Here is a 24,034-nt window from a genome sequence, read left to right on the forward strand (position 1 = left end):
ATTTTAGAAAGTTTGATAGTATGCCTTATGTTTGATTGCTCTTGGCAAGGGATTGAAACTATTTAGTTCAGCAAATCAACACTTCCGCTAATTGTTTTTAAAGTGTTTTCGGCTATTTTTGCCTGATATTGCATTTCGATGAAACGGTTTTGCGCGTCGATGGCATTACGCTGTGCTTCTCTCAGTTCTAACGGAGCTATGCTGCCCAAACGGTATTTTGCCAGAGTAATATCTAAATTCTGTTTCGCTATATCTACATTCCGCTGTTCTAATCTAATCAGATCAAGATAAGTACTATAATTTTTATAGGCAGCAAGTAACTGCGCATTCACATCCAATCTGGTTTTGTTCAGGTTAAGAATCGAATTATCGATCTCGATTTTGGCATTGCGCTCTTGCTGACGCTGTAAAAAGCCATTAAATAAATTGATACTTGCTGTAACGCCATAGGTAAATCCATTGGCCGCAAATTTTTGGTTAAAACCCGTGGGGCTGGTACTGTTTGCCCTGCTGTAACCCGAGTTCAGGCTAACTGCCGGATAACGGGCCCCACGGATAGACTTTAAATTCAAAGAAGCAATGCGTTGATTGATAAATGCATTCTGCACGTCAGGGTTCTGCTTTTCAGCCATTTCGGCCATCTTGCTAAATAAGATGCCTTTGTCTACATCAATACTATCAGCAACAGAAAAAGTGGTTCCAATGTCCCTAACCATTAATTGGTTTAAGCGAACTTTAGCGATCTGCAGCGCATTTTTGGTTTGCAGGTAATTTGATGTATCCGTATTATAATCAACCTGTGCGGTCAGCACGTCCAGTTTAGAACCACGTCCAAGCTGTAATTTCGTTTTGGCAATATTGGTGCGCAATACCGAAACATCCATGGCGCTATCCGCTGCTTTAACCAGTTGTTGTTGTCTTACAATATCATAATAGGCTGCAATTACATCAGCAACAGTAGTTAAAATGGTTAAGCGAGAATTTAATTCACCCTGTTTTTGTAATTCCTTTAAACGATCGTAATTGGCAAACATGCGAAAGCCATCGAAAATGGTCCAGTTTAATTCTGCACCATAACTGTTATTGGTACTCTTAGCACCGGTAATTACCCGATCAGGACCAGTTACAGGACTTTGCCTGGTATTTTGGATACTTCCGCCATTGGTGTAATTTCCGGTTATACTGGGTAGCATACCGGCATTGCCAATATTGGCATTGTTCTTTGCTATATCGATCTGGTTTTTGCTGATTTTGATGTCGTAATTGTGCTGTAAAGCAATAGTGATGGCTTCTTTCAGGCTTAATTTTTCTTGTGCAAAACCTGAAAACGATAAGCTTATCAGCATGATAAATATTTTTAATTTCTTGCTCATCTTATTCTTCTGTGTGTAAAGCTTCCTGTTCAAAACGATGTGCTTCTTTTAATTCTTGATTGGGCCGGTAAGGTTTTGCCCAATAAGAGTAAATGGCCGGTATTACAAATAGGGTTAATACCAAAGAGAATAAAGTTCCGCCTACAATAACGGTTCCCATGCTCATTCTGCTTTTTGCCGCAGCACCCAATGCGAGCGCAATAGGTAAGGCACCAATGGCAATGGCCAAACTGGTCATTAATATTGGGCGTAACCTCGAAACCGCAGCTTCCCTGATGGCCTCTGGGATGGGAATACCTTTTTCTTTAAGCTGGTTGGCAAACTCTACAATTAAAATTCCGTTTTTAGTTACCAAACCAATCAGCATAATGGTACCGATCTGACTGAAGATATTCCAGCTTTGGCCACACAACCAGAGCGATAAAAATGCCCCCGCAACTGCCATTGGTACAGTTAAAATTATAATAACCGGATCTTTAAAACTCTCAAACTGCGCAGAAAGAATTAAATAAACCAAAAGCAGGGCCAAACCAAACGCGAAAACGGTATTGGAAGAACTCTCCTTAAAATCGCGCGATTCTCCACCTAAGTCAGTAGAGAAAGTCTCATCCAATACTTTTTTTGAAATGGCATCCATCGCTTCTATACCTTCACCAATACTTTTGCCCGGTGCTAAACCTGCCGAAATGGTAGCGGCAATAAAGCGGTTATTACGGTACAGCTGCGGCGGACTGCTTTCTTCTTTGGCGGTTACCAGGTTATCAAGCTGCACCAATTCCCCTTTGTCGTTACGTACGTAAACTGAACTTAAATCCAATGGATCTTTTCTATCACCCCGGTCAAACTGCCCAATTACCTGATACTGTTTTCCATTCATAAAAAAGTACGAGAACCTTTGTCCGCTCAACCCTAAGTTCAGGGTTTGGGCAATGGCCGAAATAGAAACACCTAAATTTTTGGCTTTATCCCTGTCGATGGTCAGGTTAATTTCGGGTTTGTTAAATTTCAGGTTCACATCCGAAACGGTAAATGTGGGGTCTTTGGCTACAGCATCCATAAACAATGGAATTTTCTCACGTAGCTTTTCGAAATTTTGAGCCTGGATAATGTAGCTGATGGGTAAGCCACCACGGCGTCCTACTGAGATGGTAGGTTGCTGATTCACAATGGTTTTTCCTTCTGTATATTTTTTAGTTACGCGGGTAAGCATATCTGCAATCTCCTTTTGCGAACGCTCACGGGTTTCCGGATCGGTAAGGCCCATCCGTACATACCCAGAGTTTACCGCGCCAGAGCCGCCAAAACTTGGCGAAGTAATGGTAATGTTCACATTTTTTTCAGGAACAGAATCAATCACCAACTGATTCAGCTTCATGATAAACTTATCCGTGTAGGCAAATGAAGCGCCTTCCGGTGTAGATACGTTGATGTTGATGGCACTCCTGTCATCATATGGGGCAGTTTCTTTCGGTAATATCTTCCAGAAAAGGAAAATAAGCCCCATACAAACTAATATAATCGGCACAGAAAGCCATCTTTTAGCCAAAAATTTATTCAGGTTCGATCCGTATGCATCATTCAATTTTACAAAATAGGGTTCTGTCCAGTTGTAGAATCTAGACGGCTTATGCCCCCTTTTTTCATCAGGTAGGCATTTAACATCGGTGTTAGAGTAAGCGATACAAAGGCAGATATCAATACTGCAGCACCGATTACTACACCGAACTCTCTAAATAAACGACCAACAAAGCCTTGTAAGAAGATTACGGGTAAGAATACGGCTGCAAGGGTAATGGAAATCGAAATTACCGCGAAAAAGATTTCATTGGATCCTTTAATGGCTGCCTCAAATGGCGACATCCCTTCTTCAACCTTTTTAAAGATATTCTCGGTAACTACAATACCATCATCTACCACCAGGCCCGTAGCCAGTACAATGGCCAATAAACTTAGTACGTTTATAGAAAAGCCAAAGGCATACATGATAAAGAAGGTAAAAATCAATGATACAGGAATATCAATCAATGGCCTGAAGGCGATGGCCCAGTCCCTGAAAAAGAGATAGATGATTAAAATTACCAATACCAGCGATAAGCCAATTGTTTCAGCTACTTCGGTTACCGAACGCTTGATGAAAAGCGTATTATCTAATGCCACTTTTAGTTTAATATCCTGCGGTATATCGGCTTTTAACTTATCAAAACGTTTGTAAAACTCTTTACTGATGTCAAGGTAATTAGCACCCGGCTGGGGGATAATAGCGATGGCCACCATCGGTTTACCCGATTCGCGTAAAATGGTTTCTTCGTTTTCTGGTCCTAAAACTGCAAAACCCACATCTTTCAGTTTAACCACCTGGTTGCTGTCGGCTTTTAAGATTAGGTTGTTAAACTGACTTTCGTTGGTGAGTTTCCCTAAAGTTTTAACCGTTAGTTCAGTGGTAGCCCCGGTAATTTTTCCTGATGGGAGTTCCACGTTTTCATTATCTAAGGCCGTAACAATATCTTGTGAGGTTAAGCCATAAGCACTGAGCTTATTCGGGTCCATCCAGATACGCATGGCATATTTCCTTTGCCCTTGGATTTGCACACTACTAACGCCGGGAATGGTTTGGATCCGGTCAGCAATTACGTTTTCGGCAAAATCACTTAATTCAAGGGTATTCCGTTTATCACTTTGTATCGTCATCGATAAAATCGGATCGGAGTTGGCATCGGCTTTACTCACTACCGGTAATCCGTCAATGTCTTTAGGTAAAGTTCTGGCTGCCTGCGATACTTTATCACGTACATCATTTGCGGCCTCTTCAATATTTTTATCGAGGTTAAACTCTATGGTGATATTACTTGCTCCCTGGTTACTTGATGAAGAGATATTTCTGATCCCATCAATAGAATTGATCGATTTTTCTAAAGGTTCGGTAATTTGTGATTCAATAATATCGGCGTTGGCTCCGGGGTAAGAGGTTCTTACTGAAACTACGGTCGGATCAATGGAAGGGTACTCACGGACACCCAAAAAAGTGTAACCTATAATCCCGAAAAGAACAATTAACAGGTTCATCACAATGGCCAGCACCGGCCTTTTTATACTCGTGGTAGAGATACTCATAATTATTCTTTAACCAAATGAACTTTAACCGGTGCACCTTTTTTCAAAGCCATTGATCCGGTGGTTAATACCGTGTCGCCAGCTTTTAATCCCGATGTAATCACAATGTTTTCATCGGTACGTGTACCCGCTTCTACCTTAACCTCTTGTGCTTTACCATCTTTTTGGATATAAACGATCTTACCTTTCAAAACCGGGATAACAGCCTCGTTAGGAATCAGAATAGCATTTTGAAGGGTACTTAAAGCCAGTTTGATTTTCGCAAAGGAACCTGGTAGCAAAGCGTTGTCCGCATTGGGAGATAAAGCCCTAATTTGTAAGGTTCTGGTAGCGGAATTAATCCCCGGTTCTATCGCATAAACTTTTCCCTTGTTTTCTTTTGAAGAGCCATCAGTAGTAAATATAATTTCGGAGTTCACTTTGATCTGCCCTGCATATTTTTCCGGAACAGAGAAAGTAACTTTAACAGGATTTGTACTCACCAGGTTGGCAATCACTGTGGTTGGCGTTAAATAAGTGCCGATAGAAATGTTACGTAAACCGATACGGCCTGTAAAAGGTGCGCGGATAGTGGTTTTGGCCAATTGCGCCCGTACTAATTGTGCCTGGGCCTGCAACGACCTTAAATCTGCTAAGGAAGTATCGTATTCTTCCTGACTGATTGCCCCTTTTGCAAGCAATTGTTTTGCCCTGTTCTCATTTGTGCCGGAAAGTTTTTGTTTCGTCAGTGCATCCTGCAATTGCGCTTGTATATCCCGGTCATTTACTTTAACCAGTACACTTCCTTTTGATACCATAGTGCCTTCCTTAAAATAAATTCCGGTCACCAGTCCCGACACTTCACTTTTTAATACAACCGATTCGTTTGCGTCAATAGCGCCGGTTATTTCCAGGTCATTGTCAAACGATACCGGCTTTACAATAATTCCATCCACTGCCAGTGGAGCAGAGGCGCCTCCCTTACCAGCCTCTTTACCCTTTCCGGCACCAGCAGATGCACCACCTTTTCCTTCTAGTTTTTTATTTGCATTAATTCTGTAATATACCAGATAAGCCAGGCCTATTGCTAAAACAGCATAGATAATATACCTTTTCTTCATGTTATGATTTGTGTAGTGCGTATTCCAACGTTAAAAATGAAATTAATGTTTGGAATTAGAGCGTAAAAATATTCAAATAGTTTAGTCCTAATTTCGTTGTATTAAGGATGTTACCATCTCGGTCCGAAGTTCACAGCTTGGTTGCCGCATAATATTTATACTAAGTTGTTATTCCTTCATAAATCAACCAGTTAATGCCTGATGACATTTGGTGCTAAATCGCCCTGAGTTTTTCGCAAATCGCCAAGCGCCAGAAGTAAATTGAACAGAAACAACTATTTTACACCACATTGAGCTATTTTATATTAAAACCCCATCAATAAATCTAAATTTGTAGCAAAACACAGTGAATATGTTTAATAAAAAATCAGTTTTAAGTTTAGTTTTACTACTAACGTGTATTATGGCAGCGAAGGCGCAGGTAAAAATAGGCTTTGAGGTTTCGTTTAAAGAACCGCAAGCGCATTATGCAGAAGTGCAGATGAATATTTCTGGACTGACAAAAGATTATGTAGACGTAAAAATGCCTGTATGGACACCAGGTTCTTATTTAGTGCGTGAGTTTGAAAAAAGTGTTGAAGAATTTAAGGCTACTGCGGGTGGCAAAGCGGCAAAGGTTGAAAAGGTTAGCAAAAACACCTGGAGGATTTTCTCAGCAAAGGCTCCTAACATTCAGGTCAATTACCGGGTTTATGCATTTGAAATCTCAGTGCGTACACCATTTATTGATGAATCTCATGCTTTCTTATCACCAACTGGTATTTTTATGCACCCTGACGGCATGATCAAATCGGCAAGTACGGTAAAAATCGTTCCGTTCAATACCTGGAGTAAGGTTTCTACCGGCTTAGCTCCTGTTGCTGGCGAGCAGTTTACTTATAAGGCCAGCGATTTCGATATTCTGTACGATAGCCCTATTGAGGTAGGCAATCAGGACACTTTTGAATTTACAGCTGCCGGTGTTCGCCATGAAGTGGCTATGTATGGAGGCGGTAATTATGATAAAGAAAAACTAAAAGTTGATATGGCCAAAATTGTAGAAAAGGAAACTGCAGTTTATGGCGAAAATCCTAATAAATATTACCTGTTTATTGTTCATAATTTCTTAAAAGGGGGCGGTGGTCTGGAACACCTCAACTCCACTACTTTAGGTGCTACAAGAAATGCTTACAATACAGCCGAAGGTTATAAAGGCTTCTTAAGCCTGGTTGCGCATGAGTATCATCACCTGTGGAATGTGAAACGTTTGCGCCCTATTGCTTTAGGCCCTTTTGATTATGATAACGAAAATTACACCACTAACCTTTGGGTGGCTGAAGGTTTTACATCATATTATGAGAACAAATACCTGCACCGCGCAGGTTTTACCGATGTGAACGAATTTTTGAAAGATTTAGTTGGTGGCGTGGGTACAGTCTTAAATACCCCGGGTGCCAAATACCAGTCGGCAGCTTCGTCTAGTTATGATGCCTGGATTATTGGTTACCGCCCGAATGAAAATTCGAAAAACAATTCAATCTCTTATTATAATAAAGGCGAAGTAATTGGTATTTTAATGGATTTGGAAATTATCAATGCCACCAAAGGTGCTAAAAGCCTGGATGATGTAATGAAAGCGATGTATCTGCAGTGCAAAACTTTAAAGCGAGGTTATACCGATGCCGAATTTAAAGCCATGGTGGAGAAAATATCCGGAATCAGCTTTAACAATTTTTGGGCTAAATATGTAAATGGGGTAGATGATGTAGAATATGTGAAGTACTTTGGTTATGCCGGTGTAGATGTTTCGACAGAAAATGCAACGCCAGGTAAGCCGGTTACCGGTGCTGCCGGACAGTTGACCAATGATGGTCTGGTAATTACTTCAACAACAAGAAATTCTGCGGCCTGGATCAGCGGATTGAACGTAAATGACGTTGTACTCAGTTTAGATGATACCTCATTAGGTGATGCGCTAGCAACAGTAAGGTTGAAAAGCCCGATGATTTCGTTGGATGTTATCCCGTTGGTAGGTAAAAAGAATATTGGTGATGTGTTGAAACTTAAGGTTAGACGTGATGGATTAGAGAAAGAAATTTCGTTAACCCTGAAAGAGAATCCAAATGTACGCCTAAAAGTAACTGTTAACGAAAATGCCACACCGGCGCAGAAAGCAGTACTTAAAAAATGGACAGGAGTTTAATTTTTAATCGTAAATCTTTAGTCTATATATAAAGCACAAAAAATCCCGTAAGGAATTAATCTTACGGGATTTTTATGTTAAATGCTTTACTATACAAAGCTTAACGTCATGCGCTTAGCGCTAAACGCTATACCTAGAAAGTATATCTAAATCCCAGACCAAATCTTCCAGCATTAAAATCGCTGTTGTTGTCGCCAATGTAAAGTCTTGGTCTCCAATCTAAAGCCAATGCCAATGGTGCACCAGAGAATTTATAGTCTAAACCAACCATTGGAACAAGGTAAAAACTAGAACCGCCATCGTACAATTGAACGGAAGGACCACCACCTAAATACCAATCTAAACCTTTTGCGCCACGGATAGATGAATTGTATTGAATGAAACCTTGAATAACGGTTGAATTTCCACCAAACAATACATCTCCCTGAAGGGCCGCCTTAGGGCTGAAATGGTGTCTGATTGAAGGACCTACCAATGTAGCGCCGTCTCCGAAGTCAATACCTAAGCCTAATCCGGTTTTGTAGTTTTGGGCTTTAACGTTTGTTGTACTAAGGGCAAATAATGCAATGCATCCTAAAATTGTAAATAACTTTTTCATAATTTAAATGTTTTTGTAAATAATTATCAGCCTAACAACTTTAATGCCGTTTCTGTTTTTTCGGTAAAAATTTTAACCTGATAAAAAACAATGCTTGCATAGTAATTTTGTAATCGCTAAGTTTATTAAAAATATTTTAACGGAAAGTAAATACGGCATTTCACTCATTGCCAAGTATTATTTTCATTAATAAATACACATAAAGTAACCATCTTTATGTTTGATTTTTTTAATTTAACCAAATAATATACAATTCATATGGCGGCAGAAATTAAACGGGTTTTTGATCTCTTAAAGTACAGCCTCGAAAATCCTAAGCAGGAATTCATCAGCGGAAAAATTAACGGGAAATGGATAAATTATAGTACAGTAGATTTTTGCAATGCTGTAGATAACTTAAGCCGTGGACTAATTAAACAAGGTATTGGGAAAGGGGGAAGGGTTGCTGTAATGTCTCACAACCGGCCTGAATGGAATATTGCTGATTTTGCTGCCAGCCAGATCGGGGCTTACCAGATCCCCTTATATCCAACCTTAGCCGAGCATGATATTCATTTTATCTTAAAAGATGCAGAAATAGCCATAATTTTTGTAGCTGACGAAGAATTGTATAAAAAAATTAAACCTTGTGCCGATGCCATAAATCCTGATATTAAGATTTATACTTTTAACGAAGTTACAGCAACCGAAAACTGGAATACCTTAATTGAACTCGGTAAGGCAAGTACGGATATTGACCTGGAAGCCTATCGGTCAAATGTGGAGCCAGATGATGTTTTGACCTTAATTTATACTTCAGGTACAACAGGAACGCCAAAGGGAGTAATGCTAACGCACAATAACTTAGTTGCAAATTTTGTAAACTCGGCTGTAGTTATGCCCGAGGGGGTCAACAAAAGTTTAAGTTTTCTGCCTTTATCGCACATTTTTGAGCGGATGATCATTTATCTATACCTGTTTAATTATACAGGGATCTATTATGCAGAAAGTATGGAGACCATTGTTGCCGATATTCAGCATGTAAAACCTAATGCCTTTTCTACTGTTCCAAGGCTTCTTGAAAAAGTGTACGATAAGATCATGGAAAAAGGGAAGGCATTAACCGGGATAAAAAAAGGAATTTTCTTTTGGTCGGTAGCCTTGGCCGAAAAATATACCATCAATGCAGGTGCCTGGTACAATTTCAAGCTGGGTATTGCCCGTAAACTGGTGTTCAAAAAATGGAAAGAAGCTCTGGGTGGAGAAATCGTGGTCATCGTATCTGGCGGTGCTGCCCTCAATCCGCGATTGGCGAGGATTTTCTGGGCAGCTGGTATGCCTGTTTTTGAGGGTTATGGATTGACCGAAACCTCGCCTGTAATTACCGTTAATCATTTCGGCGGAACCATGTTTGGTACCGTTGGTGAGGTAATTAAAGGTGTGGAAGTTAAAATTGCTCCTGATGGGGAAGTATTGACCCGTGGACACCAGGTGATGAAAGGTTATTATAACCGGCCCGACTTAACCCAGGAGGCTATAGATCAGGATGGATGGTTTCATACCGGAGATATTGGTGAGTTGGTTGATGGCCGCTTTTTAAGAATTACCGACCGTAAAAAAGAGATGTTTAAAACAGCTGGTGGTAAATACGTTGCCCCGCAAATGCTGGAGAATAAATATAAAGAATCGATTTTTATCGAGCAGATCATGGTTCTGGGCGAAAATAGAAAATTTCCTTCTGCATTGATTGTTCCTAATTTCGAAACCTTAAAAACCTGGGCAGGCAGAAAGGGCATTAATTTCAGCTCAAACGAAGAGATAATTAAAAACGAGCAGGTGCTTGCTAAATATAATGAGGTTATTGAAGTGGCAAATGTGGATTTTGGTAAATGGGAACAGGTAAAGCGATTTGCACTCTTACCTAAAGAGTGGAGCATAGATGGGGGCGAGCTAACGCCAAAATTAAGTTTGAAAAGAAAAGTGATTACCGAAAAAAATAGTGAAATAATCGAAAAAATCTATCGGGATGCAGAAAACTATAAAGCCCCTCACTAATTATAAAAAATCAGTAATATACCTAAGCATGATGTTTTTATTGGCTGGTTGTGCAACCGGACAATTAGGTAAAAACAATAGTGGCGAATATAAAAACGGCATGGTGGTTTCAGCTCATCCGGAAGCATCTCAGGTAGGTATATATATCTTAAAAAAGGGAGGGAATGCAGTTGATGCCGCTGTTGCTGCTCAGTTTGCCCTGGCAGTGGTTTATCCTAATGCGGGAAATATCGGGGGAGGCGGTTTTATGGTTTACCGCAGTTCAACCGGAGAAATAAATGCCCTGGATTTCAGGGAAAAAGCAGCGAAGGCTGCTACCAGAGATATGTATCTGGATGCAGCCGGCAATCCAATTGTAGATAGAAGCCTTTATGGCCATTTAGCTGCGGGGGTACCAGGATCGGTAGATGGTATGGTAGAGGCGCATAAGAAATATGGAAAGCTTTCCTGGGCGCAGGTACTACAGCCGGCAATAGACCTGGCTCAACTTGGTTTTAAAATTACCAAAAGGCAGGCCGCTGAATTGAACGGTTTGCATAGAAAGTTTATGGAGTTTAACCCAAATGGAACAGCATTTGTAAATTTGGAAAGCACCTGGCAGGAAAATGATGTGTTGGTACAAAAAGAGCTGGCCAATACTTTAAAGCTGATCCAGGAGAAAGGCAGAGCCGGTTTTTATGAAGGGGCTGTGGCCGATTCGCTTGTAGCCGAAATGCAGCGCGGAAAAGGACTTATTACAAAAGAAGATTTAAAAAATTATCATGCCGTTTGGCGTAAGCCGGTAACAGGCAGTTACCGGGGCTATAAAATTATCACCATGCCGCCAACATCAAGCGGAGGCATTGCCCTCATCCAGCTGCTTCAGTCTGTAGAGCCTTATCCTTTGAAAAAATGGGGACATAATGCCGATTCAACCATACAGGTAATGGTCGAGGCAGAAAGAAGGGTATACGCCGATCGCGCAAAGCATTTGGGCGATCCTGATTTTTATGCCGTTCCGCAACAGCAGTTATTAGATGCTGCGTATAATAAAAACCGGATGGCAAACTTTAGCTGGGCCTCTGCAACTCCAAGTAGTGTTGTGTCAGCCGGTGAAATAAATGACAAAGAACATGAAGAAACCACGCATTTCTCTATCGTAGACCGTGATGGAAATGCCGTTTCCATTACCACCACTTTAAACGGTTCTTATGGATCGTTGGTGGCCGTAAAAGGAGCAGGTTTTTTGTTGAACAACGAAATGGACGATTTTTCAGTTAAACCAGGCGCACCAAATATGTATGGCTTGGTTGGCGGCGAAGCCAATGCTATCGCCCCGAATAAAAGAATGTTGAGCTCCATGACGCCGAGCATTGTGGAGAAAGACGGAAAATTATTTATGGTGGTAGGTACACCAGGAGGTTCCACCATTATTACTTCTGTATTCCAAACCATTATAAATGTAATCGATTTCGATATGTCTATGCAATCTGCTGTTAATGCTAAAAAGTTTCATCACCAGTGGTTGCCAGATGAGGTGTATGTAGAAAAGGATGCTATTGACAGCTTATCAATATCGAAGTTAAAGGCAAAAGGTTATAAAATTTTACAGCGAGGCCCAATTGGCAGAGTTGATGCCATCTTGAGGACCAAATGGGGAAATTATCAGGGTGGTGCCGACCCAAGGGGTGATGATAAAGCCATTGGCTGGTAGCCATTTCAGCTCTATTCATTAATTTTCTATTGTATCAAATTAGCTACATATTAATTGGGCATAATTTGGTGCATGATATGCTCAATAATGGTGTAACTAAACAGTGGACCTCATAATTGCTTTTTGACTATTTAACGTGAGCTATGGGGCTTAATTTTGCCGACATGCATGAACGTTTGGCTAGCCACAGCAGAAAATCTTCTTTCTCGGCATCACCGGCCTAACATCCCGATTGCTATCCTACCGTGTTGACACATCTTTTGCTAAGTTTCAGGGATATTTTTGATTCTCCATCCAATATTTATTTCAGCGAATTTTTGTAGACCAATCCATAATGTTGTTATTCCAGGCGGTCTTTCGCTTGCATAGCCTTTCCAGCCCCCCAGTCTGGCTATTGTCCAAACATGTCTTTTTAGGCTCTGCTTTTTATATAGATTTTTTTGTTTTTCAGTTTTTCCCTCCAATATTTTGATAAGATCTTCGCTGCACTCCTGTTCCTGTTTGGAAAAGCAGCTTTCGGCACAGAGGCCTTCTTCCTCTGGAACAGCATATGAGAGCTGCATCATAAAAAGCTTTAGTATCACATCCAACATTAGAAGGCTTAATTTCCTAATACTCTGACCATATTCGAGTTCGCTGGCCTCAATATTGAATCCTTCTTTTTTTAATATCCTAAAAACTTCTTCTATAGTCCAACGCCAGCTGTACCACTCTATACAACATAACGCCATATCAATATTTTCTAAAGGTATTGTCGTTAAGATCCTCCAACAAACAGGGTTGTTGCAGCCTTTTGATACTTTCTCCTTTGCCTCGATATAGAATAGCTTAACCGTATCGGGGCTTTCTTTTGAACTTGTGCCGGTTCTTTTGATCTCAACCTCTTTATACCTTACTTCTATATCGGCTATTCGGGTAGATCTCTTCTTTCTCTTATCGCCCTCAACCTTAATCTGATAACTGCCCTGGGCAGGGTGACCATCAAACACGTCGAAAAGCTTTGTTTTATCCGTAAGGGTACGGTTGGTGCTTGCCCGCACCAGCAAATCCGTTCTTTCATCGGGTATGCAGGAAAACTGTTCATAAATATCGCCTTCCCTATCCTGTACAATAATGATGGATTCAGCTTCTTTCAAAGCCTCTTTGCTCTTCTTGGACGATTCTATCCATTTATATGACTCCTTTTCCTGTATGGGAAGCGTGCTGTATTTACGCACATGTTTATTGACCCGAACCTCGGGCCTATTCCAAATTTTGATATAGGAAAAGCCATAGGGAACACAGCTTTGGGCATCCACAACCAGGGATGGATGGAGTAAATAGCCCAAACCTTGGAATTTTGCATTGGTAGTACCTAAACTACCATCTTTTTGCAATCGGTTTCTATGTTTGTACATATTGATTTCTGTACTATCCTGGATGCATAAGACTGTTTTTCCCTTGCAACTTACTCCACAACGGGAGGATATATCGGAAATGATGCTATCTTCTTCAACCCGCTCATTCTTCAGGAATCTATAAAAACCTTTTGCCTGTGAAAGGCTATCGGACAGTTGGCGTATGGAATGGACACCTTTGGTAAACAAATTATTTATAACCTCGACACAACGGTTATTTAAACGCTTGTCTGGAAAACAATCTCTATACCCATTTGATAATAACATCTACAAAACTAAAAATATTTGTGTCCACACGGTAGGATTGCTATCGGGATTCGGGAAGCACAGTCAAAGCCTACTCGCTGCCTTTAGCAGAAAAATTTTCAGCCGGCGTTTTTTGTTTCTTTCAAAAAGGAAGAAGCCCATCCCGCCATGACAAATAGAATGCTCAATTAACATAAAAATACAGTTGTTATTATCGCAAATGATCTTTTAGATCCATAGTTCACGTTATTTAACAGAGGTTTCAATAGCGCAAATTGGTGTTGATAAGTTAATAAGTATTTTTACCGCGTTGTATTTTTGGTATGGCTATTGTAAAGATTGTGAGACGCTATTCAACGTTAAACAGAAAATTATGAAACTACAATTATCTAAAGCCCTACCAGTTGCAATTGCTGGTTTATTAATCGGGTCGGTTGCTTCAGCTCAGGAAAGTCCGGCAACTTCAACTACAACCTTTAGAACATGGTCTATTGGAGTAAACGCTGGTGTGCTAACGCCATTATCACCACTGGGTGGAAAAAACGATTTCAGTAATAACAAATCAAGTTTGGGATATGGCCTATACATTAAAAAGCAGTTTACGCCTTATTTCTCTCTACGTTTAGACGGAGTTCGCGGTAAATTAAAAGGCGATAACTCCGAACCCTATGAAAGCGGTTTGGTAAACAACGCTCCGGTAAAATCTTTTGATACAGACTTATCTTATTCAGGAAGTTTAAATGCTGTAGTAAACATGTTCAATATCGATATGTTTAAAAAAGAAAATACTTTACAGCTTTATGCTTCTGCAGGAGCGGGTATTGCTGCTTACAAACCCACCATCACTACAGCAGCAGGAACTTCAGTATTTGGTAGTGGTGATAACATCCACGAATTGATTATTCCGGTAGGTTTAGGTGCGAAATTTAAAATTTCTGATGCCGTAAACTTTGATCTGGGTTGGACAATCAACTTTGTTGATGGCGATAACTTAGACGGTTATTACCAAAATGGAAACGATAAATACAATTATGCTTATGCAGGTTTAGAGTTTGCGTTAGGTAGTGGAAAACAATTGGCTTTCCATAATCCGGTAGCTTTAACTTATGATGAAGCCCTAAAAGCAAAACAAACTGCTGAAGGTCTACGGTCTGAATTGAATGCCCAAAAAGCTGATAATGCAAAGCTACGCTCAGAACTTAACGATGTATTGAAAGATTCAGATGGTGATGGCGTTGCTGATAAATTGGATAAATGTCCGGATACACCATCAGGTACCGTTGTGGATGGTGCTGGTTGCCCGTTAAAAACTCCGGAGAAAGTAGTAGAAAAAGTTATCGTAACAGAAGAAGACCGTAAAGTAGTTAACGAAGCGATTAAAAACTTAGAGTTCGATTTAGGTAAAGCTACTATTCGTTCTAAATCTTATGCTTCATTAAATAGGGTTGCAGCATTGTTGATACAGAAAAACTTTAGCTTAAAATTGGCTGGTCATACCGATAATACAGGATCAAAAGAACTAAACCTGCGTTTATCAAAAGAAAGAGCAGAATCTGTTAAAGCATACTTGGTTTCTCAAGGTGCCAACGCTTCACGTATTGAAGCTACAGGTTACGGTATGGGTCAACCGATTGCAACTAACAAAACAGCAGCCGGACGTCAACAAAACCGTCGGGTAGAGTTTACACTTTACTAAGTTGTTTTTAAACAATATTAAAAAGTCCTGGTGAAAATCAGGACTTTTTCAGTTTATGACGTTTTATGCAATGGTCGCTAGCCGATTTGGTTAATGGCTATAAATGCGGGTTGTCATCCTGAATGTAGAATCAATTTGCTTCAATGTAGGGGTAACTAAATGGCTATAAATACGAATTGTCATCCTGAACGCAGTGAAGGATCTTTCTTAGGCTTACTTGCGGCACGATTGGATTTGAAATTATGAGGAAATAGGTCTTATGGTAAAGATTCTTCACTGCGTTCAGAATGACAGCGTAATAATTAGTATTTGAAATCAACTTATTTCAGTGATACAATCACCTTTTTAATCTCGCTTAAATCGTTCATCTCAAAATCCGGCGATTGCGGGTAAAAGCGTTGATAAATAATTTTATCATCTTTACTGTCGTATACACTGATGATTTTATCGTTATCTCGCTGCGTATAAACCACATATTTAATAGGAGTAGCGTTACTCAGGATTAAACTATCCAATGCTTTATACGATACAAACTTAAGTTTATAATTATAAGGTTCGGCAATAATTCCTGATGGTGGTAAGAGAGCTAGTCTCGAAGAAAAAACCTCCTTAATATATTCGGGCACATACAGCGTTTCTTTTGCCAGTTCCGGCAAACGCACTCTATTGTAAAATTGGTAATCTAGATTACAATTTTCGCTGGCGAGCAATCCATCGTTTATTTGTTTTAAATAACCGCTTAAAAAGCCGGGCGACCAATTATAGAAACTGGCTTTATTATAGAAATGAGATAAAATATTATTTTTTATTCTTCGTTTCGTGCCATATTGCTGATCCTGTGTTTCAACCAGGAAATTGGTACTCGGATCAGCAAAAAGCGCTACTGCCGCCAATAAAATTTCTTCTTTTACCTTAGGCTTTTTAGACGGTGTTATTAACTTCAGTGCATAAATAATATTTGTATTGTTAATAGTGTCTGACTTTTCGGTATAAGCATCAAAATAAAAAAGTGAATAATTGGCAAGCGTATCATAACGTGCCAACTCTTCGGGTTTAATGATTTTATATGGTGTGATTTTCCAATTTTTTTTAATGGCCTGCTCAAATTTTTCCAATTCAGCATAGTCATTATACTGAAAGGTAAATACAGTGGTTGTTTTTTTGAAAACCTCTAGCTTTTGACTGTTTAGAAGAGATTTTCCAAAATAGGCAACTTGGCTTTGTGCAATAGCCGCCCATAAAATAAAAAAACTAAACAAGAGTATTTGCTTTACTTTAAACATATTCTGCGGTTTCATTTTGTGTATGGCTATGATAAGAAAAAATTGACAAATATTTTGAATTTTTCTATTGCATTAACAAAATACATTCATTAGCTTTGTTATGCAAGCATAATAAATTAGTGAAAATGAAGCATCAACAAACCATAGATTACCATATTAAGTTTGCCTGGCAAAATATGTTTAATAAGTATAATCAAATGGCTTCCAGTTTCGGGATTACACAGGCTATTGGTTATATGCTTATTAATATAGATGATGTTGAGGGCACTGCGGTTTCAAATTTAGCTGGCTTGCTTGGGGTTAAAGCAACCAGTTTATCGCGTATGCTGAATAACATGGAAGAGGCTAACCTTATTTTTCGGGAAACATCAGTAGGGGATAAACGTTCGGTAAAGGTTTTTTTGACTGATTTTGGTAAAGAGAAAAAGCAGTTGGCCAAGGGGGTTGTTCGGAAATTTAACGAATATCTTGATGAGCATTTTTCAAAAAAAGAAAAAGAGACTTTTATCAACCTCCTGATTAAATTGAATGACATAACAGTAGCCTATACTGTAGATTAATAAATATAGTAATGAAATCTGTTTGACAAGGACTGTATAAAACGGTTCGTCAGACTAATGAAAAGCAAATAGATGATGAAACGAAGCATTAATAAAGTTGCAGTTTTAGGGTCGGGTATTATGGGTTCGCGTATTGCATGCCACTTCGCCAATATTGGTGTTGAGGTATTATTGTTGGATATCGCACCAAAAGAACTCAGTCCCGAGGAGCAGGCAAAAGGATTAACATTGGACAACCCCATTGTAAAAAACCGGATTGTAAATACTGCTTTGCAAACGGCCGTGAAAACAAATCCATCTCCGGTTTACTCAAAAAAAGCCTTAAATAAAATCAAAACCGGAAACTTCGAAGATGATATGTCTAAAATCGCCGCTTACGACTGGGTGATTGAAGTGGTTGTCGAAAACCTAGATATTAAGAAAAAGGTTTTCGAACAGGTAGAGCAATTCCGTAAACCGGGCACCTTAGTTACATCAAATACGTCTGGTATTCCCATTCATTTAATGGCTGAAGGAAGAAGCGAAGATTTTAAATCGCATTTCTGCGGGACACACTTTTTTAATCCGCCACGTTATTTAAAGTTGCTGGAAATTATTCCTACGCCACATACAAAGCAGGAAATTGTTGATTTTCTGATGCAATATGGTGATAAGTTTTTAGGGAAAACAACTGTTTTATGTAAAGATACCCCGGCGTTTATTGCCAATAGGGTGGGCGTTTATTCGATTATGGCACTTTTGCATCTGGTCGAAAAATTAGATTTAACGGTAGAGGAGGTTGATAAATTTACAGGGCCGGCATTGGGCAGACCAAAATCGGCCACATTCCGCACATCGGATGTTGTAGGTTTAGATACCATGATCAAAGTGGCCAAAGGGCTTTATGACAACTGCCCTGATGATAAAGCACACGATTTGTTTAAACTTCCTGCATACGTGCAAAAAATGGAAGAAAATAAATGGCTGGGCGATAAAACCAAACAGGGTTTTTATAAGAAAACCAAAACTGCTGACGGAAAAACTGAAATTCTTGCACTCGACTTAAAAACATTAGAATATAAGCCTCAGCAGAAGGTCAAATCGGCGACTTTAGAAATGACCAAGCCGGTGGAAAACCTTCGTGAGCGCATGAAGATTTTTGCCAAAGGAAAAGATAAGGCAGGCGAATTGTTCCGCCATTCTTCATTTGGTTTATTTGAATATGTATCAGATAGGATCCCAGAAATTTCTGATGAATTGTATCGTATTGATGATGCGATGCGGGCTGGTTTTGGCTGGGAACTCGGTCCTTTCGAATTGTGGGATGCCATTGGCGTAAAAGAAGCCATCGAGGGGATGGATCAATATGGCAATAAAGCTGCAGCCTGGGTACAAGAAATGCTGGACGCTGGAAATACGTCATTTTATAAAGTAGAAAACGGGGTTAAAAAATATTACGATATCCCTTCCAAAAGTTATAAAGCGCTACCAGGAACAGAGGAGTTTATCATTTTGGATAACCTGCGCGAAAATAAAACACTTTGGAAAAATTCTGGCGTCTCCATTATTGATCTGGGTGATGGCATTCTGAATGTAGAATTTCATACTAAAATGAATACCATTGGCGGTGACGTGATTTCGGGAATCAATAAGGCCATTGATATGGCAGAAAAAGATTACCGTGGTTTAGTTATCGGCAATGATGGCGCAAATTTTTCTGCCGGTGCCAACGTAGGGATGATTTTTATGATGGCGGTAGAACAGGAGTGGGATGAATTAAACATGGCGATCAAAATGTTCCAGAATACGTCAATGCGCATCCGATATTCTTCTATTCCGGTGGTGGTAGCCCCGCATAATTTAACCCTGGGCGGAGGCTGTGAATTTAGTTTACATGCTGATCATGTTCAGCTTTCTGCCGAAACCTATATGGGCCTGGTTGAATTTGGTGTAGGTGTAATTCCTGGCGGTGGCGGTACTAAAGAGTTTGCACTACGTGCTTCTGATGAGTTTAAAGACGATCAGATTGTGCAGAATGCCCTGAAAGATCGTTTCCTAACTATCGGCATGGCCAAAGTCTCCACTTCGGGTTACGAAGCTTATGAGTTGGGCTATCTGCAAAAAGATAAATTCTCGATCTCAATGAACCGCAACCGTTTACTGGCCGATGCAAAAGCAAAAGCGATTGAGCTTGCAGATGCCGGTTATACCAAACCAGTACAACGTAACGATATTAAAGTGTTAGGAAAGCAGGGATTGGGAATTGTTTATGCCGGTGCAAATAGTATGTACGCAGGGCATTTCATCTCCGAACATGATAAAAAAATCTCTGAGAAACTAGGCTATGTAATGTGTGGTGGTGATTTATCTGCACCAACAGAAGTAACCGAACAATACTTATTGGATCTTGAAAGAGAGGCATTTTTATCACTCGCAGGAGAAAGGAAATCGTTAGAACGGATTCAGAGTATCATTACAAAAGGGAAACCGTTGAGGAATTAGATGTGAGACAGTAGACATTAGATTTGAGACAGTTTGCATCGTTCATAGCATCAGCAATAATAGAATATGAATAATTTAAAAGAGTTAAAAATTTGGAATAAGGCTATTAATTTAGCTGTTGATGTTTACAAAGCAACATCAACCTTTCCGACTGATGAGCGCTTTGGCTTAACCAGTCAATCTCGAAGGGCAGCTATCTCAATTCCATCTAACATTGCCGAAGGTGCCGGAAGAAATTCAGTCAAAGAATTTAATAATTTTTTAGGGATAGCTAATGGATCTTCTTATGAATTGCAAACTCAATTGGTAATCGCTAACAGACTTGATATTCTCGAATCTGAAATTTTAGATCTTTTACTGAATCAAATTGATGAACTACAAAAAATGACTTATGGTTTTCAGCAGATGCTGAATAAGAAAATTAATATGAAAAAGATGTGAGGGAGTAGATTTGAGACCAATTATCATCTCATGTCTCACATTTAATGCTTTAAATCTAAATACTAATCGATTTGAATTATTAGTTTGGGTTAAGTCTCACATCTAATATCTCAAATCTCAAATTTCAAACAATGGAAGCATATATTATAGCCGGATACCGTACAGCAGTGGGTAAAGCACCTCGTGGCGTATTCCGTTTTACAAGAGCTGATGATTTGGCCGCAGAAGTAATCAGGGCTTTGGTAGCATCAGTCCCAAATTTAGATAAAGAACAGATTGATGATGTAATCGTGGGTAATGCTACGCCAGAGGCAGAACAAGGCCTGAATATTGGCCGTATGATCTCGCTGATGGGGTTGGATACAGATAAAGTACCAGGTGTTACCGTAAACCGTTACTGTGCATCAGGTTTGGATACCATTGCCACAGCAGTTGCCAAAATTAAAGCGGGCATGGCCGATTGTATTATCGCAGGTGGCGTAGAGGTGATGAGCGGAATGCCTTTTGGTGGCTGGAAACTGGTGCCAAATGCAGAGGTAGCAAAAAATAATCCAGACTGGTATTGGGGCATGGGCTTAACTGCTGAAGCGGTAGCCAAAGAATATGATGTAAGCCGTGAAGATCAGGATGCTTTTTCATTAAAATCTCATGAAAAAGCTATTCACGCCATAAAAAACGGTCATTTGAAAGACGGCATTTTGCCAATTACGGTAAATGAAAACTATCTGGATGACAACCTTAAAAAGAAAACCCGTTCTTACGTGGTTGATACCGATGAAGGGCCACGTGCAGATACAACGCTGGAAAAGTTGGCGAAACTGAAACCTGTATTTGACGCAGTAGGCAGTGTAACTGCAGGTAATTCCTCGCAAACATCGGATGGTGCTGCATTCGTTCTGGTCGTGTCTGAAAAGAAAATGAAAGAATTAAATGCCGAGCCGATTGCCAGATTGGTAAGTTACGGTATTGCAGGTGTGCCGCCACGTATTATGGGCATTGGTCCGATTGAGGCGATTCCAAAAGCTTTGAAGCAAGCCGGATTGAAAAAGGAAGATATTGATTTAATCGAACTGAATGAAGCTTTTGCCTCACAATCGTTAGCGGTAATCAGAACATTGGATTTAAACCCGGATGTGATTAATGTAAACGGTGGAGCAATTGCCCTGGGCCATCCACTTGGTTGTACCGGAGCGAAGCTTACTGTGCAGATCATGAATGAGCTGAAAAGACAAAACAAAAAATACGGAATGGTAACCATGTGCGTAGGAACCGGGCAAGGTGCAGCTGGAATTTTTGAGCTTCTTTAGATCTGAGATCTTAGATGCGAGATTTGAGAAAATGTATAAGAACATGCCTGAGACAAATAATTTTTACAAAATGAATAATTTGAAAGCGCTAAAAATCTGGAATAAAGCAATTGATTTGGCCGTTGATTTATATAAAGCAACTTCAACATATCCGTCAGATGAACGTTTTGGATTGACTAGCCAATCTCGAAGAGCAGCTGTATCAAATCCATCTAATATTGCAGAAGGAGCAGGCAGAAATTTGCCTAAGGAATTTAATAATTTTTTTAGGCATAGCCAATTGATCTTCTTATGAATTACAAACTCAATTGGTTATTGCTAATAAACTCACAATTCTAAAATTTTGGGTTCTTAATCACTCAAATTGATGTATTACAAAAAATGACTTAAGGTTTTCAGCAGATGCTGGAAATGAAAATTAATAAAAAGGACATGAGACGATAGATATTAGATTTGAGATAATGTGGTTCGATCAAGAGAACTAAGATCTCACATCTGATATCTAAAAACTCATACAAAAATGATTTGAGTTTGAATTTGGGCAGGTCTCAAATCTCAAATCTCATTTCTCAAATCTCATAGCAATGGAAACAACTGAAAAAAAGACAATTAAAGGTGGCGAATTCTTAATTAAGGATACCACTTATCAGGAAGTATTTATCCCTGAAGAGTTTGACGAAGAGCAGCAGATGATTGCACAAACTTGTCGCGATTTTCTGGCGGCTGAGGTTTATCCCAATTTAGAAAAAATCGACAAGCAGGAAGATCCTGAACTCATGCCAACATTGTTAACCAAAGCTGGCGAACTGGGCATTCTTGGTGTTTCAGTACCCGAAGAATATGGCGGTTTCGGCAAAAATTTCAATACTTCCATGCTGGTTGCAGATGTGGTAGGTGCAGGCCACTCTTTTGCCGTTGCACTTTCTGCCCATACTGGAATTGGTACATTACCGATTTTATATTATGGCAACGAAGAACAAAAAGCAAAGTATATCCCTAAACTTGGTTCGGGTGAATGGAAGGCAGCTTATTGCTTAACGGAACCAAACTCAGGTTCGGATGCAAACTCAGGAAAAACAAAGGCTAAATTGAGCGATGATGGTAAACACTACATCATCAATGGTCAGAAAATGTGGATCACTAATGGTGGTTTTGCTGATGTTTTTATCGTTTTTGCTAAGATAGACGACGATAAAAACTTAACTGCATTTATTGTAGAGAAAGATTTCGGCGGCATTACCATGAACCCGGAAGAACACAAAATGGGGATTAAGGGTTCTTCAACCCGTCAGGTTTTCTTTAACGATTGCCCGGTGCCTGTTGAGAACATGTTAAGCGAGCGCGAAAACGGATTTAAAATCGCAGTAAATATTCTAAACATTGGCCGTATTAAATTATCTGCGGCAGCTATCGGAGCATCGAAAGCAACTTTAAATACGGCGATTAACTATTCAAACGAGCGGATCCAGTTTGGCCGCCCGATTTCTAAATACGGTGCAATCCGCTTTAAAATTGCAGAAATCGCATCTAAGCTTTATGCGGTTGATTCGGCAAACTATCGTGCAGGGCAAAATATTGATGATACTTACGATCAACTGGTTGCAGGTGGAATGGAATCTGGCAAAGCAAGATTAAAGTCTGTTGAACAATTTGCGGTAGAGTGTGCCATTTTAAAGGTTTGGGGTTCTGAAGCTTTAGATTACACGGTAGATGAAGGTGTGCAGATTTATGGGGGTATGGGCTTTAGTGCCGATGCACCTATGGATAGGGCCTACCGCGATGCCCGCATCAACCGTATTTTTGAAGGTACAAACGAAATTAACCGCTTGTTAACGGTTGATATGATGCTGAAACGCGCCATGAAAGGTGAGCTGGATTTAATGACGCCTGCTACAGCAGTTGCCGCCGAGCTGATGAGTATACCTGATTTTGGTGAAGAGGATGATACCTTATTTGCTGCAGAGAAAAAAGTGCTTTCTAATCTGAAAAAAGCAACGTTAATGGTAGCTGGTGCTGCGGTTCAAAAATTGATGATGACCCTGAGCAAAGAACAGGAAATTTTAATGAACATTGCCGATATGGCCAGTTATGTTTATGTACTGGAATCAGCTTTGCTGAGGACGGAAAAATTAGTGCATACCCGGGGTGAAGAAGCATGTGCAGGTCAGCTGGATTTATTGCGGATTTACATGGTAGAAGCTGTAGATGGCATAGCCAAAGCGGGTAAAGAAGCACTTTGGGCTTTTGCGGAAGGTGATGAACTGCGCATGATGCAGGTTGGTTTACGCCGTTTTACCAAAGTTGAACCTTTTAATGTTAAAGATGCCCGTCAAAGAGTTGCACAACAGCTTATTGAGGCAAATAAATATATTTTTTAGTAGAAGGCTGAGAGGTTTAGGGTTTAAGGATTGGGCGTGTAACCAATACCTTAAACCCTTTTTTATTGTGCGATGCCTAATAATATGCTGTCATGCTGAGGCACGAAGCATCTGCAACCGATGAAACAGATGCTTCGTGCCTCAGCATGACAGA

15 protein-coding genes and 1 pseudogene are annotated in these 24,034 nt (G+C 39.9%); 10 read left to right on the forward strand and 6 right to left on the reverse strand.

All coding sequences use genetic code 11. The features are described 5' to 3' along the window. Positions 1-62: 62 nt before the first annotated feature. The 3 genes and pseudogenes from DV942_RS16700 to DV942_RS16710 all read right to left on the reverse strand — a co-directional run bounded on the left by DV942_RS16700 (position 63) and on the right by DV942_RS16710 (position 5,584). On the reverse strand, positions 63-1,346 hold the full coding sequence (locus tag DV942_RS16700) for a TolC family protein (protein WP_244950726.1): 1,284 nt from the start codon (positions 1,344-1,346) through the stop codon (positions 63-65). Positions 1,347-1,374: 28 nt separating this feature from the next. Then, positions 1,375-4,484: pseudogene (locus tag DV942_RS16705) on the reverse strand (efflux RND transporter permease subunit). A 2-nt stretch (positions 4,485-4,486) separates the two neighbouring features. Beyond that, a complete protein-coding gene (locus DV942_RS16710) occupies positions 4,487-5,584 on the reverse strand; it encodes an efflux RND transporter periplasmic adaptor subunit (protein WP_145859393.1) in 1,098 nt (365 codons plus the stop codon). A 352-nt stretch (positions 5,585-5,936) separates the two neighbouring features. Here DV942_RS16710 and DV942_RS16715 point away from each other — a divergent pair, with 352 nt between their 5' ends. Continuing rightward, positions 5,937-7,766, forward strand: a complete 1,830-nt coding sequence (locus tag DV942_RS16715; protein ID WP_145859395.1) for a M61 family metallopeptidase — start codon at positions 5,937-5,939, stop codon at positions 7,764-7,766. Between the two features lie 133 nt (positions 7,767-7,899). On the opposite strand, the gene DV942_RS16720 is transcribed toward DV942_RS16715, so the two are convergent. After that, on the reverse strand, positions 7,900-8,364 hold the full coding sequence (locus DV942_RS16720) for a hypothetical protein (protein ID WP_145859397.1): 465 nt from the start codon (positions 8,362-8,364) through the stop codon (positions 7,900-7,902). Between the two features lie 258 nt (positions 8,365-8,622). On the opposite strand from DV942_RS16720, the gene DV942_RS16725 reads away from it, so the two are divergent. Both DV942_RS16725 and ggt read left to right on the forward strand, forming a co-directional pair. Further along, positions 8,623-10,398 carry an AMP-dependent synthetase/ligase gene (locus DV942_RS16725; protein ID WP_145859400.1) on the forward strand — a complete coding sequence of 592 codons (1,776 nt, stop codon included), beginning with the start codon at positions 8,623-8,625 and terminating at the stop codon, positions 10,396-10,398. Next, complete coding sequence (ggt, locus tag DV942_RS16730; RefSeq protein WP_145859403.1) at positions 10,370-12,091, forward strand: gamma-glutamyltransferase; 1,722 nt, start codon at positions 10,370-10,372, stop codon at positions 12,089-12,091. Before DV942_RS16725 ends, ggt begins: the two co-directional genes overlap by 29 nt. 263 nt (positions 12,092-12,354) lie before the next feature. On the opposite strand, the gene DV942_RS16735 is transcribed toward ggt, so the two are convergent. After that, on the reverse strand, positions 12,355-13,755 hold the full coding sequence (locus tag DV942_RS16735; RefSeq protein WP_145855910.1) for an IS4 family transposase: 1,401 nt from the start codon (positions 13,753-13,755) through the stop codon (positions 12,355-12,357). 352 nt (positions 13,756-14,107) lie between these two features. On the opposite strand from DV942_RS16735, the gene DV942_RS16740 reads away from it, so the two are divergent. Next, positions 14,108-15,430, forward strand: a complete 1,323-nt coding sequence (locus DV942_RS16740; RefSeq protein ID WP_145859406.1) for an OmpA family protein — start codon at positions 14,108-14,110, stop codon at positions 15,428-15,430. A gap of 320 nt (positions 15,431-15,750) precedes the next feature. On the opposite strand, the gene DV942_RS16745 is transcribed toward DV942_RS16740, so the two are convergent. Next, positions 15,751-16,713, reverse strand: coding sequence for a hypothetical protein (locus tag DV942_RS16745; protein ID WP_186462332.1), 963 nt, complete (start codon positions 16,711-16,713; stop codon positions 15,751-15,753). Between the two features lie 125 nt (positions 16,714-16,838). Here DV942_RS16745 and DV942_RS16750 point away from each other — a divergent pair, with 125 nt between their 5' ends. The 6 genes from DV942_RS16750 (at position 16,839) to DV942_RS16775 (ending at position 23,880) form a co-directional block, all read left to right on the forward strand. Then, positions 16,839-17,273, forward strand: a complete 435-nt coding sequence (locus DV942_RS16750) for a MarR family winged helix-turn-helix transcriptional regulator (protein WP_145859411.1) — start codon at positions 16,839-16,841, stop codon at positions 17,271-17,273. 75 nt (positions 17,274-17,348) lie between these two features. Next, on the forward strand, positions 17,349-19,754 hold the full coding sequence (locus DV942_RS16755) for a 3-hydroxyacyl-CoA dehydrogenase/enoyl-CoA hydratase family protein (RefSeq protein WP_186462494.1): 2,406 nt from the start codon (positions 17,349-17,351) through the stop codon (positions 19,752-19,754). Between the two features lie 66 nt (positions 19,755-19,820). After that, the gene (locus DV942_RS16760; RefSeq protein ID WP_090986682.1) at positions 19,821-20,195 is read left to right on the forward strand and encodes a four helix bundle protein; all 375 of its coding nucleotides are present in this window, start codon (positions 19,821-19,823) and stop codon (positions 20,193-20,195) included. Between the two features lie 131 nt (positions 20,196-20,326). Continuing rightward, entirely contained in the window at positions 20,327-21,502 is a 1,176-nt protein-coding gene (locus DV942_RS16765; protein ID WP_145859416.1) for an acetyl-CoA C-acyltransferase, read from the forward strand. A gap of 43 nt (positions 21,503-21,545) precedes the next feature. After that, positions 21,546-21,797 carry a four helix bundle protein gene (locus tag DV942_RS16770; protein WP_244950728.1) on the forward strand — a complete coding sequence of 84 codons (252 nt, stop codon included), beginning with the start codon at positions 21,546-21,548 and terminating at the stop codon, positions 21,795-21,797. A 289-nt stretch (positions 21,798-22,086) separates the two neighbouring features. Continuing rightward, a complete protein-coding gene (locus DV942_RS16775) occupies positions 22,087-23,880 on the forward strand; it encodes an acyl-CoA dehydrogenase family protein (protein WP_145859418.1) in 1,794 nt (597 codons plus the stop codon). The last annotated feature ends 154 nt before the right edge of the window (positions 23,881-24,034 follow it).

The organism is Pedobacter suwonensis (genome assembly GCF_007833675.1).
Taxonomy (GTDB): Bacteria; Bacteroidota; Bacteroidia; order Sphingobacteriales; family Sphingobacteriaceae; genus Pedobacter; species Pedobacter suwonensis.

Bases quoted from the DNA above. Each gene is read 5' to 3' on its own strand.
- DV942_RS16760 (WP_090986682.1), top strand. From the start codon at position 19,821: ATGAATAATTTAAAAGAGTTAAAAATTTGGAATAAGGCTATTAATTTA.
- DV942_RS16765 (WP_145859416.1), top strand. From the start codon at position 20,327: ATGGAAGCATATATTATAGCCGGATACCGTACAGCAGTGGGTAAAGCA.
- DV942_RS16725 (WP_145859400.1), top strand. From the start codon at position 8,623: ATGGCGGCAGAAATTAAACGGGTTTTTGATCTCTTAAAGTACAGCCTC.
- DV942_RS16700 (WP_244950726.1), bottom strand. From the start codon at position 1,346: ATGCTGATAAGCTTATCGTTTTCAGGTTTTGCACAAGAAAAATTAAGC.
- ggt (WP_145859403.1), top strand. From the start codon at position 10,370: ATGCAGAAAACTATAAAGCCCCTCACTAATTATAAAAAATCAGTAATA.
- DV942_RS16750 (WP_145859411.1), top strand. From the start codon at position 16,839: ATGAAGCATCAACAAACCATAGATTACCATATTAAGTTTGCCTGGCAA.
- DV942_RS16775 (WP_145859418.1), top strand. From the start codon at position 22,087: ATGGAAACAACTGAAAAAAAGACAATTAAAGGTGGCGAATTCTTAATT.
- DV942_RS16755 (WP_186462494.1), top strand. From the start codon at position 17,349: ATGAAACGAAGCATTAATAAAGTTGCAGTTTTAGGGTCGGGTATTATG.
- DV942_RS16770 (WP_244950728.1), top strand. From the start codon at position 21,546: ATGCCTGAGACAAATAATTTTTACAAAATGAATAATTTGAAAGCGCTA.
- DV942_RS16710 (WP_145859393.1), bottom strand. From the start codon at position 5,584: ATGAAGAAAAGGTATATTATCTATGCTGTTTTAGCAATAGGCCTGGCT.
- DV942_RS16720 (WP_145859397.1), bottom strand. From the start codon at position 8,364: ATGAAAAAGTTATTTACAATTTTAGGATGCATTGCATTATTTGCCCTT.
- DV942_RS16715 (WP_145859395.1), top strand. From the start codon at position 5,937: ATGTTTAATAAAAAATCAGTTTTAAGTTTAGTTTTACTACTAACGTGT.
- DV942_RS16745 (WP_186462332.1), bottom strand. From the start codon at position 16,713: ATGTTTAAAGTAAAGCAAATACTCTTGTTTAGTTTTTTTATTTTATGG.
- DV942_RS16740 (WP_145859406.1), top strand. From the start codon at position 14,108: ATGAAACTACAATTATCTAAAGCCCTACCAGTTGCAATTGCTGGTTTA.
- DV942_RS16735 (WP_145855910.1), bottom strand. From the start codon at position 13,755: ATGTTATTATCAAATGGGTATAGAGATTGTTTTCCAGACAAGCGTTTA.